Origin of the sequence: Mesorhizobium qingshengii, assembly GCF_027563465.1 — a bacterium.
Classification (GTDB): Bacteria; Pseudomonadota; Alphaproteobacteria; order Rhizobiales; family Rhizobiaceae; genus Mesorhizobium; species Mesorhizobium qingshengii_A.
In genome coordinates this window covers 551,639-563,685 of record NZ_JAPFQA010000002.1, presented here as the reverse complement: position 1 = coordinate 563,685, position 12,047 = coordinate 551,639, and the positions used below count along the sequence as shown (strand labels likewise).

15 protein-coding genes are annotated in these 12,047 nt (G+C 64.4%); 9 read left to right on the top strand and 6 right to left on the bottom strand.

Annotation, left to right across the window (positions count from 1 at the left end; all coding sequences use genetic code 11):
- The first annotated feature begins 103 nt into the window (after window positions 1-103).
- From OOJ09_RS07335 to dnaQ, 5 genes are all read left to right on the top strand, one after another.
- Complete coding sequence (locus tag OOJ09_RS07335) at window positions 104-1,018, top strand: pyruvate, water dikinase regulatory protein (RefSeq protein ID WP_420107496.1); 915 nt, start codon at window positions 104-106, stop codon at window positions 1,016-1,018.
- A 284-nt stretch (window positions 1,019-1,302) separates the two neighbouring features.
- A complete protein-coding gene (locus tag OOJ09_RS07330) occupies window positions 1,303-1,902 on the top strand; it encodes a Maf-like protein (protein ID WP_269904547.1) in 600 nt (199 codons plus the stop codon).
- Window positions 1,895-2,737, top strand: coding sequence for a shikimate dehydrogenase (locus OOJ09_RS07325; protein WP_269904546.1), 843 nt, complete (start codon window positions 1,895-1,897; stop codon window positions 2,735-2,737). Before OOJ09_RS07330 ends, OOJ09_RS07325 begins: the two co-directional genes overlap by 8 nt.
- Window positions 2,734-3,315: a dephospho-CoA kinase gene (gene coaE, locus OOJ09_RS07320; RefSeq protein ID WP_269904545.1), complete on the top strand. Its 582-nt coding sequence runs from the start codon at window positions 2,734-2,736 to the stop codon at window positions 3,313-3,315. Before OOJ09_RS07325 ends, coaE begins: the two co-directional genes overlap by 4 nt.
- Before the next feature lie 322 nt (window positions 3,316-3,637).
- The gene (gene dnaQ, locus OOJ09_RS07315) at window positions 3,638-4,342 is read left to right on the top strand and encodes a DNA polymerase III subunit epsilon (RefSeq protein ID WP_269904544.1); all 705 of its coding nucleotides are present in this window, start codon (window positions 3,638-3,640) and stop codon (window positions 4,340-4,342) included.
- Window positions 4,343-4,443: 101 nt separating this feature from the next.
- Here the strand turns inward: dnaQ and secB are convergent, their stop codons facing one another.
- Both secB and OOJ09_RS07305 read right to left on the bottom strand, forming a co-directional pair.
- Window positions 4,444-4,944 (bottom strand): protein-export chaperone SecB, encoded by a 501-nt coding sequence (secB, locus tag OOJ09_RS07310; RefSeq protein WP_109663564.1) that lies wholly within the window; start codon window positions 4,942-4,944, stop codon window positions 4,444-4,446.
- A 125-nt stretch (window positions 4,945-5,069) separates the two neighbouring features.
- Window positions 5,070-5,570 (bottom strand): FxsA family protein, encoded by a 501-nt coding sequence (locus OOJ09_RS07305; protein WP_269904543.1) that lies wholly within the window; start codon window positions 5,568-5,570, stop codon window positions 5,070-5,072.
- Between the two features lie 214 nt (window positions 5,571-5,784).
- Between OOJ09_RS07305 and OOJ09_RS07300 the strand changes: the two genes are divergently transcribed.
- The 4 genes from OOJ09_RS07300 (at window position 5,785) to OOJ09_RS07285 (ending at window position 8,618) form a co-directional block, all read left to right on the top strand.
- The gene (locus OOJ09_RS07300; RefSeq protein ID WP_256753290.1) at window positions 5,785-6,492 is read left to right on the top strand and encodes a Tim44/TimA family putative adaptor protein; all 708 of its coding nucleotides are present in this window, start codon (window positions 5,785-5,787) and stop codon (window positions 6,490-6,492) included.
- A 127-nt stretch (window positions 6,493-6,619) separates the two neighbouring features.
- The gene (locus OOJ09_RS07295; protein ID WP_269904542.1) at window positions 6,620-7,726 is read left to right on the top strand and encodes a murein transglycosylase A; all 1,107 of its coding nucleotides are present in this window, start codon (window positions 6,620-6,622) and stop codon (window positions 7,724-7,726) included.
- Window positions 7,723-8,253 (top strand): Smr/MutS family protein, encoded by a 531-nt coding sequence (locus tag OOJ09_RS07290; protein WP_269904541.1) that lies wholly within the window; start codon window positions 7,723-7,725, stop codon window positions 8,251-8,253. Before OOJ09_RS07295 ends, OOJ09_RS07290 begins: the two co-directional genes overlap by 4 nt.
- Window positions 8,250-8,618: a helix-turn-helix domain-containing protein gene (locus OOJ09_RS07285; RefSeq protein ID WP_136620337.1), complete on the top strand. Its 369-nt coding sequence runs from the start codon at window positions 8,250-8,252 to the stop codon at window positions 8,616-8,618. Before OOJ09_RS07290 ends, OOJ09_RS07285 begins: the two co-directional genes overlap by 4 nt.
- Window positions 8,619-8,708: 90 nt before the next feature.
- Here the strand turns inward: OOJ09_RS07285 and OOJ09_RS07280 are convergent, their stop codons facing one another.
- The 4 genes from OOJ09_RS07280 to OOJ09_RS07265 all read right to left on the bottom strand — a co-directional run bounded on the left by OOJ09_RS07280 (window position 8,709) and on the right by OOJ09_RS07265 (window position 11,927).
- Window positions 8,709-8,963 (bottom strand): hypothetical protein, encoded by a 255-nt coding sequence (locus OOJ09_RS07280; RefSeq protein ID WP_269904540.1) that lies wholly within the window; start codon window positions 8,961-8,963, stop codon window positions 8,709-8,711.
- Window positions 8,964-9,141: 178 nt separating this feature from the next.
- The gene (locus tag OOJ09_RS07275; protein ID WP_269904539.1) at window positions 9,142-9,759 is read right to left on the bottom strand and encodes a transglutaminase-like cysteine peptidase; all 618 of its coding nucleotides are present in this window, start codon (window positions 9,757-9,759) and stop codon (window positions 9,142-9,144) included.
- Window positions 9,760-10,049: 290 nt separating this feature from the next.
- Complete coding sequence (locus tag OOJ09_RS07270; RefSeq protein ID WP_269904538.1) at window positions 10,050-11,327, bottom strand: polyhydroxyalkanoate depolymerase; 1,278 nt, start codon at window positions 11,325-11,327, stop codon at window positions 10,050-10,052.
- A gap of 231 nt (window positions 11,328-11,558) precedes the next feature.
- Complete coding sequence (locus OOJ09_RS07265; protein WP_269904537.1) at window positions 11,559-11,927, bottom strand: septal ring lytic transglycosylase RlpA family protein; 369 nt, start codon at window positions 11,925-11,927, stop codon at window positions 11,559-11,561.
- Window positions 11,928-12,047 lie beyond the last annotated feature (120 nt).

The window sequence follows — 12,047 nt, the reverse complement described above, 5'->3', positions numbered from 1 at the left end:
GGACGCGCCGGGAAAAGATCCCCCTGTGGACAGCTGAAAGGCAAGACAGGCCGTCCCCGGACTTGTCCCCAGCCGCTCGACGAAGCCTGTAGCGCATCGAATTGTGGACAAACTGCCATCTGATACAGTCGCCTGCGACCGACCCGTCTTTTCGTCCGACCTTATCCACACAAGCCCACAGCCTGGAGTGACCCCTGTGAACAAACCCCAGAGCTTCTTCCATCTGCACCTGATTTCGGACGCGACCGGCGAAACGCTGCTCGCCGCCGGCCGGGCGGCTTCCGCGCAGTACAAGGATGCGCGCGCCATCGAGCACATCTACCCGCTCATCCGCACCGAAAAGCAGGTGGCGAAGGTGTTCGAGGATATCGAGGAGGAGCCCGGCATCATTCTCTATACGGTCGTCGACCAGAAGCTGGCGCGCGGCATCGACGAACGCTGCGCGACCATGGGTCTGCCCTGCGTCTCCGTGCTGGAGCCGGTGCTGACCGTGTTCCAGTCCTATCTCGGAACCCCGGCCGGCCGGCGCGTCGGCGCCCAGCATGTTCTCGACGCCGAATATTTCCGCCGCATCGATGCGCTCAACTTCACCATGGAGCACGATGACGGCCAGCTGCCGGCCAACATGGATGACGCCGATATCGTGCTGGTCGGCATCTCGCGCACGTCGAAGACGCCGACCAGCATCTACCTCGCCAATCGCGGCATCAAGACCGCCAACATACCGATCGTGCTCGGCGTGCCGGTGCCGGAAAGCCTGGTCAATGCCAAGCGGCCGCTGATCGTCGGACTGATCGCCACCGCCGAGCGCATCTCGCATGTCCGCCAGAACCGCGTCCTCGGCAACAGCAGTTCCTACGAGGCAACTGATTATGTAGACCGCGCCGCCATCACCGAGGAGCTCGCCTATGCCCGCCAGATCTGCACGCGGCATGGCTGGCCGATGATCGACGTCAGCCGCCGCTCGATCGAGGAAACGGCGGCGGCCATCGTTGCCCTGCGGGGGAAGACGAGATAGACGAGCGAGGAGTGCGTTTTCCGAGACTTCTTAGCGGAAACTCGGCGCCGCCCCTCACCTGCCTGCCGGCATCCTCTCCCCGTATAGTGGCGGGGAGAGGGGCGCTGTCATCGAAGGTTTCGCCAATCACCGGCGTGGCCGAAAGAGCGCCCACGCTGAAGCTGCCCCTTTCTCCCCGTCTCTATACGAGGAGAAATGTCCGGCAGGACAATGAGGGGCGGCGCCAACGTTACAGATTGAAACCCATACCCCAACTGCGCCTGTGTCTGCGCCCGAGTGCCAAAATGACAGAGAAAATCATCCTCGCTTCGGGCAGTCCGTTCCGCAAGGCGATGCTCGTCAATGCCGGCGTCGGCGTCGAGGCGGTTCCGGCTGAAGTCGACGAGCGCGCGCTCGAGTCGCCCTTGCAGGGCAGCGGCGTCTCCCCCGAGGACGTCGCCCTGGTGCTGGCCGAGGCCAAGGCCACCGAGGTGAGCGCGCGCAAGCCTGGCGCGCTGGTGCTCGGCTGCGACCAGACGCTGTCGCTCGGCGACGAACTGTTCCACAAGCCGGCCGACATGGAAGGCGCGCGCCGTCATCTGCTGGCGCTGTCGGGAAAGACCCATCAGTTGAACAGCGCTGCCGTGCTGGTCCGCGACGGCGCGGTGCTGTGGCGGCATGTCGGCATCGCCAGCCTGACTATGCGCAAGCTCGATCCGGCTTTCATCGGCCGCCATCTCGCCCGCGTCGGTTCCAGGGCGCTGTCCAGCGTCGGCGCCTATCAGGTCGAGGGCGAAGGCATCCAGCTGTTCGACAAGATCGAAGGCGACCATTTCACCATTGTCGGCCTGCCGCTGTTGCCGCTGCTTGCCGAACTGCGCACGCTGGGGGCAATCGATGGCTGAAGCGACAAAAAAGGCCTTCGTCACTGGCCACCCGATCAAGCATTCGCGCTCGCCGAAAATCCACGGCCATTGGTTGGCGAAACACGGCATTGACGGCAGCTATGAGGCGATCGACGTGGCGCCGCAAGATTTTCCCGAATTCCTGGCGACGCTTTGGAAAAGTGGCTATCGAGGCGGCAATGTCACCATTCCCCACAAGGAGGTCGCCTTCGCGCAGGTCGCCCGCCGTGATGATGCCGCCGAGCAGATCGGCGCAGTCAACACGCTTTGGTTCGAGGACGGCACCTTGTGGGGCGGCAACACCGACGCTCACGGCTTCGCCGCCAATCTGGATGACCACGCGCCGGGCTGGGCGACCAACGGTCCAGCCGTGGTGCTTGGCGCCGGCGGCGCGTCGCGCGCGGTTATCCATGCGCTGAAGCAGCGTGGCGTCGGCGATATCCGCATCGTCAACCGGACGCTCGCGCGGGCACAGGAATTATGCGATCGCTTCGGCGCCGGCGTTACCGCCCATGGCCCGGAGGCGACGAACGAACTCCTCACGGGCGCCGGCCTGCTGATCAACGCCACGGCGCTCGGCATGCACGGCAATGAAGGCCTGTCCGCCGATCCGTCCAGACTGCCCGACCAGGCGATCGTCACCGACATTGTCTACGTGCCCCTGGAGACGCCGCTGCTTGCCGCGGCACGCGCAAGGAAGCTGAAGACGGTCGACGGTCTCGGCATGCTGCTCCATCAGGCCGTGCCCGGCTTCGAGCGCTGGTTCGGCATCAGGCCCCAGGTTACGGCTGAGCTCCGCGCGATCATCGTCGCCGACCTGGTGCCGAAGGCATGATCGTGCTTGGTCTCACCGGCTCGATCGGCATGGGCAAGTCGACGACGGCCAAGATGTTCGCCGAGGCCGGCGTACCTGTCCACGATTCCGACGAGACGGTGCACCGCCTCTATGCCGGCAAGGCCGCGCCGCTGGTCGAGGCGGCCTTTCCCGGCACCACCGCTTCCGGCTCGGTCGACCGCACGGAGCTGGCCCGGCGGGTGCTCGGCGATGCCGCCGCGCTGAAGCGGCTCGAGGCCATCATCCATCCGCTGGTGCGCGCCGATGCCGATGCCTTTCTGGCCAGGCATCGCGCCGCCGGCGCACCCTTGGCGGTCCTCGACATCCCGTTGCTGTTCGAAACCGGCGGCCGCGACCGCGTCGACAAGGTCGTCGTCGTCACCGCCTCGGCCGAGATCCAGCGCACCCGCGTGCTGGCCCGGCCGGGCATGACGGAAGAAAAACTGGCGTCGATCCTGGCCAAGCAGGTTACCGACGCCGAAAAGCGCCGGCTTGCCGATTTCATCATCGACACCGGACAAGGGTTGGACGCCGCCCGCGTCCAGGTCGATGGGATCATCAGGCAGCTGGTCGGGTAAGCAAGCTGGGCAACTGACATTGGCGCTCGACAGGCCAACTGTTGACGTCGGCGCTGCCCCTCATCTGCCTGCCGGCATCTTCTCCCCGTATAGTGACGGGGAGAAGGACGACTTCGCAAAAGATTTAGCCAATCTCCAGCGTTCCAGAGAGAGCGCCGAGGTTGCGGCCGGCCCCCTTCTCCCCGTCACTATACGGGGAGAAGTGCCCGGCAGGGCGATGAGGGGCAGCGCAAACCTGTAGGGATTGTCCTGGCCATCGTCGTTTTCCATTGCCATTTTGTTCCGGTCTCATGATTCTGCTCCCCAGGAGCAGAGTGATTCGATGCGCGAGATCATCTTCGACACGGAAACCACCGGCCTCGATTCGCGCGACGACCGCGTGATCGAGCTTGGCGGCGTCGAGCTGGTCAACCGCTTCCCGACCGGCCGCACCTTCCATCACTATATCAATCCGCAAGGCCGCGCGATCCACGCCGAGGCGCAGGCCGTGCACGGCATCAGCGCGGCGGACCTGCAGGGCAAGCCGACCTTTGCCGAGATTGCCGAAGAGTGGCTGGCCTTCATCGACGGCGCCAAGCTGGTCGCCCACAACGCCACCTTCGACGTTGGCTTCCTCAATGTCGAATTCGGCCGGCTGGGCCACCCGGTCATCGACAACGGTCTTGTCGTCGACACGCTGGCGCTGGCGCGCCGCAAGCATCCGATGGGCCCCAATTCGCTCGACGCGCTCTGCCGGCGCTACGGCATCGACAACACGAGGCGCACCAAGCATGGCGCCCTGCTCGATTCCGAACTGCTGGCCGAGGTCTATATCGAGCTGATCGGCGGCAAGCAGGCGGCGCTCGTCCTCGACAGCGCAACCGCGCCCGCCCAGGGCAGGGAGAATGTCCGCCAGATCGAAATCACGATAAGCCAACGCCCGGCGCCATTGCCAGCCCGCCTGACCGAAGCCGAGCGCGACGCCCATGCCGGCATGGTCGCAGCGCTGGGCGAAAAGGCGCTTTGGCTGAAGGTTGCGGCTGGCTGATTTCCGCCGCAGCGATCCTTCACGCCCCCTCTGTCCCACAGGCATCTCAAACAAAAAACCCGGCACAAGGCCGGGTCTTTCGTGAATTCTGCAAGGCAGGATCAGCTCACCTTGACCTTGGTGGCTGCCTGGTCCTCGGCCAGCTTCTGCTGGAACATCTGCGCGAAATCGATCGGGTCGAGCATCAGCGGCGGGAAGCCGCCATTGCGCGTCGCCTCGGCAATGATCTGCCTTGCGAACGGGAACAGCAGGCGCGGGCATTCGATGAACAGGATCGGCAGCATGTGTTCCTGCGGAAAGCCGCTGATCGCGAACACGCCGCCATAGACCAGCTCGACGTTGAACAGCACTTCCTGGTCGAAGGAAGCCTTGGCGTTCAGCGTCAGGTTGACGTCGAACTGCTTGTCGGAGAGCGGATTGGCATTGACGTTGACGTTGATGGCGATGCCGGGCGCCTTGTCGCGGCCGCGCAGCGAATTCGGCGCGCCGGGGCTTTCGAAGGAAAGATCCTTCACATACTGGGCCAGAACGTTGAGCGACGGCTGCGCCGCATTGCCGTTTCCGTTGGCTGCGCCGACCGGCGCGTCATCTTTGCTGGCCATGAGCCGTTGTCCTTTTGCCTGGGCAGCTTCGCTGACCGAATTGAAATCGGGCGTTCGCTACCATGGCCGGCATGACAAGACAAGGTTTGCCGCCTTGCTTGTGGCGGCCCGAGAAAGCCGCTGCCTCAATCGTCCTTCAGGCGCCGCCAGGGCGAGTTGTGGTCGGGACCGCGTTTCAAATCGTCCTCGCGCGAATAATCGCCGTCGTCGAGATCGATGACCCTGTCGCGCGGCCGGCCGCTAAAGCCCCCGGTGGTGAAACTGCTGGCCACGACGATGCGGCCCTTGAAAGTACGCCAGGCAAGGTCGCGCACCGGCGGCAGGAACAGCAGCAGGCCGATAATATCCGTGATGAAACCGGGGATGATCAAAAGGATCGACGCGACCACGATCATGGCGCCATGCGCAAGCTGGCGGCTTGGATCGCGGCCGGCATCCATCTCGGCGCGGATCCGCGTCATGACGCTTAAACCCTGGTGCCTGAGCAGCATCGCGCCGGCGATGCTAGACGCCAGCACCAGCCCGACCGTCGCCAGCGCGCCGATCTCGCGACCGACAACCACGAAGCCGGCGATCTCCAGAAGCGGAAGCGCGAGGAGAAAAAGAGGAAGGAATGAAATACGCAAGTCTTGCCAACCCTTCCGATCGTCTGGCCGTTTCGATGTTTTGGCGGCCGGCGAGCAATCGCCGCTGGCACTGAGCCTGTTAGATAGGTATGCCTGCCTTTGATTTGAATGATTGCGCCTTGCGTTCTATATGCTTTGAATGTTGAACGCTATGCGACCGCGGCGCCTTGGCCGGACGGTCCGGCCAAAAGGCAGGGATTGATTGGCGGAAGATATGGGATTCTTCGACTTCGGCACGATTTTCTTCCTGATTGCGGCGGTGGTCATCTTTTTCCAGCTGCGCAATGTGCTGGGCCGTCGTACCGGCAGTGAACGGCCGCCCTTTGACCCCTATACCGCGGCCCGCGGCGGCGACAAGGATGCCGCACAGAAATCCGAAAATGTCGTTTCGCTGCCGCGCAAGCGGTTGCCCGGCGAGCCGGCGGCCGACACCTATGCGGCGATCGACGCCTTCGCCAAGCCCGACAGCGATCTCAACAAGGGCCTGCGCACGATCAAGGACAACGACCCCTCCTTCGATCCCAAGGGCTTCGTCGACGGCGCCAAGATGGCCTATGAGATGATCGTCATGGCCTATGCCGACGGCGATCGCAAGACGTTGAAGAACCTGTTGTCGCGCGAGGTCTATGACGGCTTTGTCGCCGCCATTGGCGAACGCGAGGCCAAGTCGGAAAAGATCCAGTCCTCCTTCGTCGGCATCGACAAGGCCGACATCGTCTCGGCCGAGATGAAGGGTGGCGAGGCGCATGTCACGCTGCGCATCATCAGCGAGCTGATCTCGGCGACCCGCGACAAGGCCGGCGCCGTCATCGATGGCGACCCCGAAACCGTCGCCGAGGTCAAGGATGTCTGGACCTTCGCCCGCGACACGCGCTCGCGCGATCCGAACTGGAAGCTGGTCGCCACCGAGGAAGAAGACTGAGCCCCGATGCATGTCGCCCGAAAGTGCGAAGCGTTTTTGGGACAAAGACAGGCATCAAACCCAGGACCCGAAGCGCGTCGCATGACACTCTTCAAGCACGACGCGCTTTAGTCGAAGGCGGGCTCCGGTGTCGCTATCGCCTCTCCTTGTCGGAAAATCGTTTGAGGATCTCCCCGGCTGGGGCGATGACGACCATCTGGCGGCCTTCGCGGCCTTCCGCCGCTCCGCCTTTCATGTCCTGACCAAACCCTATCGCACCGGTTCGCTCGGTGTCGATTTCAACGCCTTCGCCGACGCCTACACCGAGGCCCGCACTGTTTCGCCGGCGAATCGGTCGCTGGCCCGTGCCTTCTTCGAGCGCCACTTCTCACCCGTGCATGTCCGCGCCGAGAACGGCGGCGCCGGCCTCGTCACCGGCTTCTATGAGCCCGAAATCGAGGCGTCGCCGGTGCAAACCCGGCACTTTTGCGTGCCGCTGCTGTCGCGTCCGGCCGATCTCGTCGATATCGACGACGCCAACCGGCCGCACGGAATGGACCCCTATCTCGCCTTCGCGCGCCAGACGCCGGACGGGCCGGTCGAATATCCCGACCGTGGCGAGATCGAGTGCGGCGCGCTTGCGGGCAAGGGGCTGGAGATCGCCTGGCTGGCCGACAAGGTCGATGCCTTCTTCATTCACGTGCAAGGGGCGGCGCGGCTCAACATGACCGATGGCCGGCTTCGCCGCGTCACCTACGCGGCCAAATCCGGCCAGCGCTTCACCGGCCCCGGCAAGATCCTGAGCGAGATTGGCGAGATCCCGCTCGAAAAGGTGACGATGCAGTCGATCCGCGCCTGGTTCAAGGCGCATCCCGGCCGCGTCGATGAAATCCTCTGGCGCAACCGCTCCTATATCTTCTTCCGCGAGGCTGATGTCGACGACGCGACCCTTGGTCCGATCGCCGCCGCCAAGGTGCCGCTGACGCCGGGCCGCTCCATCGCCGTCGACCGCCTGCTGCATACATTCGGTACGCCGTTCCATATCGACGCTCCGTCGCTGACCGCTTTCGACGGAAAACCGTTCCGGCGCCTGATGATCGCGCAGGACACCGGCTCGGCCATCACCGGGCCGGCGCGTGGCGACCTGTTCGCCGGTTCGGGTGACGCGGCCGGCGAGATCGCCGGCGTGGTGCGCAATGCGGCGGACTTTCACGCGCTGGTGCCGCGCGCGCTCGCTTCGGGTTCGAATCGATGACCCGCCGAACCGAGAGGCTGAGCGAGGATGACCGGGTTCTGTGGAACCTTGTGGCGCGCACGGCCAAGCCGCTGAAGGGCAGGACAGCCGTCGACATTCCCGACATCGGCGCCGAGACCAGGCCGACGCCGCCGCAACCAGCGCCGCTCGCCGGCGCTCCGGCCGGCGCGGCGAAGCCGAAGGCACAGCATATCGCGCACGCGCTCGACGAACCGACGCTGGACAAACTGTCGAAAGGCCGGCTGCCGATCGAGGGCCGCGTCGATCTGCACGGCCTGACCCAGGACGAAGCCTATTCGCTGCTGTTTTCGTTCCTGCGCCGTGCGCATGCCGGCGGCATCCGCTATGTGCTGGTCATCACCGGCAAGGGCTCGTCCTCGGGCGGCGACGGGGTGCTGCGCCGCGCGGTCCCGGCCTGGCTGTCGACGCCGGCCTTCCGGCCGCTGGTCTCCAGCCACGACCATGCCGCGCGCAACCATGGCGGCTCGGGCGCGCTCTATGTCCGCTTGCGGCGGGTGCGGTCATGACCCCCTTCGGCGAGAAGCTGCGCGCGCTGCGCAGCGAACGCGGTGTCAGCCAGAAGGACATGGCGGCGGCGATCGGCGTCAGCGCCGCCTATCTGTCGGCGCTGGAACATGGCCGGCGCGGTGCGCCGACCTGGACGCTGATCCAGAAGATCATCGGCTATTTCAACATCATCTGGGATGACGCCGAGGAACTGGCGCGGCTGGCCGAGGCCTCGCACCCGCGCGTGAAGCTCGACACGTCGGGTCTCAATCCCGCCGCCACCGAGCTTGCCAACCTCCTGGCCGAGAACATCGAAAAACTCGACGAGGCCGAGCTTCGCCGCATCACCGCGTCGATCCGCGCGGCACTGGGCCGGCGGCCGTAACCCGGCGATTTGCGCCAGACGGCGCGGGTTGTCGTGCTGGCGCCGGCGCTCCCTTCACCCGAAGAGCCGCCGGCGCTCAGTCGTGACGGATCAGGGCTTGCCGGCCGCGCCGCCATTGTTTCCGCCGCCATTGGTGCTCGGGCCGCCATTGTCGTGATGGTCGCGTCCACCGTTACCACCGCCCAGGCAATCCGATGCGCCGGCTGCGCTGCAGCAGCGGCCGCTCCACAGATCATTGAGCGTGGTCTTGGCGCAGCTCGTGACAGTCTGGTCAGCCAGAGCGGATCCGGTCAGGGCCGACACCGCAGCGGCGGCGAGAAGGGCATTTCGCAGAAAAGCAGTCATCTGAAGTCTCCATGGTTGGGTTTCTGTCGTCCACGGCTGTGTGTCGCCGGGCGAACGGAAATGGTTCATGGAGAGGCGCGAAATTTATCGGAAGATGGCGCGATGCGCGGCTGAGACAGCTGCCACCGCCTTGGATCAGGAGATCGTCATTGCGTTCTCGGGCGGAGCGTCCAGTCCGCTACTGGACGGCGCCGACCAGCACCTGCTGGCCGCCCCGGATCGAGACCCAGCGGCCGGTGTTGTCGATCGCCTGCCGCTTGAGGAAGCGATAACCGGTCTGGTCCCACGGCTTGACCTTGTCGGTCAGATTGTCGAGCACGTAGTCGCCCTTGTCGGTGCGCACCGTCAGCACCGCGTGGCCCTCGCCGTCGGGCTTGCGCACCACGGTGATCAGCAGATCGGCAAGCGAGATGCTCATGCGCGAAAGCTCGCGCCGCTTTTCCAGCACGTAGTCTTCGCAGTCGCCCAAGCCCTTGTCGGGATAGGCCCAGACCTCGTCCTTGCCGTAGATTTCCATGTCGCTCATCGGCTTGACGGCGGCGTTGACCTTGGCGGTGACGCTGATCAGCTTGCGCATCAGCCCGTCGGTCATCGGGGTGGGCGCGAGGTTGGTCGGGCGGATCGAGCATTCGCCCGGATTGAGCTTGCAGAAATCATAGTGGCCAATCGGCTGCGAGGTCAGCCCCCCGGTCGCCATTGCTCCAGCCGCCAAAGCCGGTGCCACCCAGCCTCCCGTTGCTGCCAGCCCGGCTAACACGCACAAGCGCAGCCTTCGTGCCATTGGTGAGGAAGTCATTGTCCCCGCTCGCCCTTTGTTATTAACGAAAGGTTAAGGGCGATTGACAGTCCGTGTCAATTACGACGACGGGCGGATTGCCGGCATGGTTACCCGAGGGGCAGGACAGCGTCTATTGTGCAACAGAATCGGCCGCCCCCCTCATTCTGGCGGCCAATTGGCCCGGACTATCGCCGTCGTACTTAAAACGCATCGCGCTGGAACCGCGTCAGTCGCCGCGTTTTAAGCCTTTTGTGTTATGCAGCCATTGTCCCGAACCGCCGCGCACCCTTGGCTCAGGCCCTTGGGAATTATTTTTTGGCGGTGCGGACCAGCTTCGGTTTCACCGCAACGCGGTTCTGTCGGCCATAGCTGGTGATGAAGTCGACGATGCGCGGCACGATTTCGGAGCGGAAGCGCGAGCCGTTGAACACGCCGTAGTGGCCGACCGCCGGCTGCATGTAGTGGGCGTGCCTGTCGGCGGGGATGTTGGGGCACAAATCATGCGCCGCCCTGGTCTGGCCAATGCCGGAAATGTCGTCGTTCTCGCCCTCGACCGTGAACAGGGCGACATTGCGGATGTCAGACGGGTCGATCCTGGTGCCGCGATGCGTCATCTCGCCCTTCGGCAAGGCATGGCGCACGAAGACGGTGTCGACGGTCTGCAGGTAGAACTCCGCCGTCAGATCCATCACCGCCAGGTATTCGTCGTAGAAATCACGGTGCTTCTCGGCATTGTCGCCATCATGCTTCACCAGGTGCATGAAGAAGTCCTTGTGGGCGATGATGTGGCGGTCGAGGTTCATGCTCATGAAGCCGGAAAGCTGCAGGAAGCCCGGATAGACCTCGCGGCCGAAACCAGGCACCGGCCAGGGCGCGTTCATGATGACGTTGTCGCGGAACCAGTCGATGCCCTTTTCCTCGGCCAAAAGGTTCACCGCGGTCGGGTTGCGGCGGGTGTCGATCGGTCCGCCCATCAAGGTCATCGTCGAGGGAACGAAGGGGTCGCCGCGCGTTTCCATCAGCGCGACGGCGGCAAGCACCGGCACGGAAGGCTGGCACACAGCCATCACATGCGTGTCGGGCCCGAGCGTGTGCAGCATGTCGATGATGTAGTCGATATAGTCGTCGAGATCGAAACTGCCGTCGGCCAGCGGCACCATGCGGGCATCGACCCAGTCGGTGATATGCACGTCGGCATGGGGCAGCATCGCCTCGGCCGTGCCGCGCAGCAGCGTCGCGTAGTGGCCGGACATCGGCGCCACGATCAAAAGCTTCGGATCCGGCCGGCGCCCGGCGGGCACTGCGCGTTCGAAGCGGACGAGATTGCAGAACGGCCGCGACCAGACGGTCTTTTCGGTGACCTCGACGCTCTTCCAGTCGACCACCGTCTTGTCGAGGCCGAACGTCGGCTTGCCGTAGCGGCGCGTCGTACGCTCGAACAATTCGGCGGTGGCCGCGATCGAACGGCCCCAGGGCGTATGGGAAAACGGATTGAGCGGATTGGCGTAGAACATCCGCACCGCGTCGGCGTAGAGGCGCGCGGGCTGCATGGCGGCGTGGTTCATTTCATAGAGCTGGTAGAACATCGAGAACCCCGCTGCTGCCGCCGACCGAAGGGACGACGAGCAGCGCCGAGCCTTAGATATCTCGCTGCGAGGTTAACAACTAATTGTTGCGATGCAATACGTCACGTCGCGTGACCAATGGTTCTTTCGTCCAAAGCGTTGAAAAACCGCCTCGAACGGCGCAGCCGGCTCAATGTGCGTTGCGAAGTGTGTAAGAAATGTGTCCGACCTTCGCGCCGGACACATGGGACATCAGACGCGCGCCATGCAGACGGCGGTGTGGCCGGAGCCGATGAAGCCGAGCTGACCGGCGGCACCCTTCGACAGGTCGAGCACGCGCCCCTTGATGAACGGGCCGCGATCGTTGATGCGCACGATGACGCTGCGGCCGTTGTTCTGGTTGGTCACCCGAAGCTTGGTGCCGAATGGCAAAGTGCGGTGGGCGGCGGTCAGCGCGGAAGGGTTCATCCGTTCGCCCGAAGCGGTTCTGGAATGCAGGGCGTACCAGGAGGCGCGGCCGCACTGGCCGGCGGCGGCGGCTGCCGAAGTGGCGGAGGCGCCGACCATCAGGCCAGCAGCAATCGTTACCGCGACAAGCGCGGTCTGTTTTGTGTTCTTCATATTTGGGGACTCCGTTTTTGACAGACCCCAGCCGTTAGGTAGTGAATAAGGCGGGAAATGCGGCAAGCATCTGGCGGTTCCGTGGCGAAGGCACACGTTTGGAGTCAACGGGTAACAGTC

Coding starts and splice junctions, on each gene's coding strand:
- OOJ09_RS07265 (WP_269904537.1), bottom strand. CDS start 11,927: ATGAAGAACACAAAACAGACCGCGCTTGTCGCGGTAACGATTGCTGCT.
- OOJ09_RS07300 (WP_256753290.1), top strand. CDS start 5,785: ATGGGATTCTTCGACTTCGGCACGATTTTCTTCCTGATTGCGGCGGTG.
- dnaQ (WP_269904544.1), top strand. CDS start 3,638: ATGCGCGAGATCATCTTCGACACGGAAACCACCGGCCTCGATTCGCGC.
- OOJ09_RS07270 (WP_269904538.1), bottom strand. CDS start 11,327: ATGTTCTACCAGCTCTATGAAATGAACCACGCCGCCATGCAGCCCGCG.
- OOJ09_RS07290 (WP_269904541.1), top strand. CDS start 7,723: ATGACCCGCCGAACCGAGAGGCTGAGCGAGGATGACCGGGTTCTGTGG.
- OOJ09_RS07275 (WP_269904539.1), bottom strand. CDS start 9,759: ATGACTTCCTCACCAATGGCACGAAGGCTGCGCTTGTGCGTGTTAGCC.
- OOJ09_RS07330 (WP_269904547.1), top strand. CDS start 1,303: ATGACAGAGAAAATCATCCTCGCTTCGGGCAGTCCGTTCCGCAAGGCG.
- secB (WP_109663564.1), bottom strand. CDS start 4,944: ATGGCCAGCAAAGATGACGCGCCGGTCGGCGCAGCCAACGGAAACGGC.
- OOJ09_RS07325 (WP_269904546.1), top strand. CDS start 1,895: ATGGCTGAAGCGACAAAAAAGGCCTTCGTCACTGGCCACCCGATCAAG.
- OOJ09_RS07285 (WP_136620337.1), top strand. CDS start 8,250: ATGACCCCCTTCGGCGAGAAGCTGCGCGCGCTGCGCAGCGAACGCGGT.
- coaE (WP_269904545.1), top strand. CDS start 2,734: ATGATCGTGCTTGGTCTCACCGGCTCGATCGGCATGGGCAAGTCGACG.
- OOJ09_RS07280 (WP_269904540.1), bottom strand. CDS start 8,963: ATGACTGCTTTTCTGCGAAATGCCCTTCTCGCCGCCGCTGCGGTGTCG.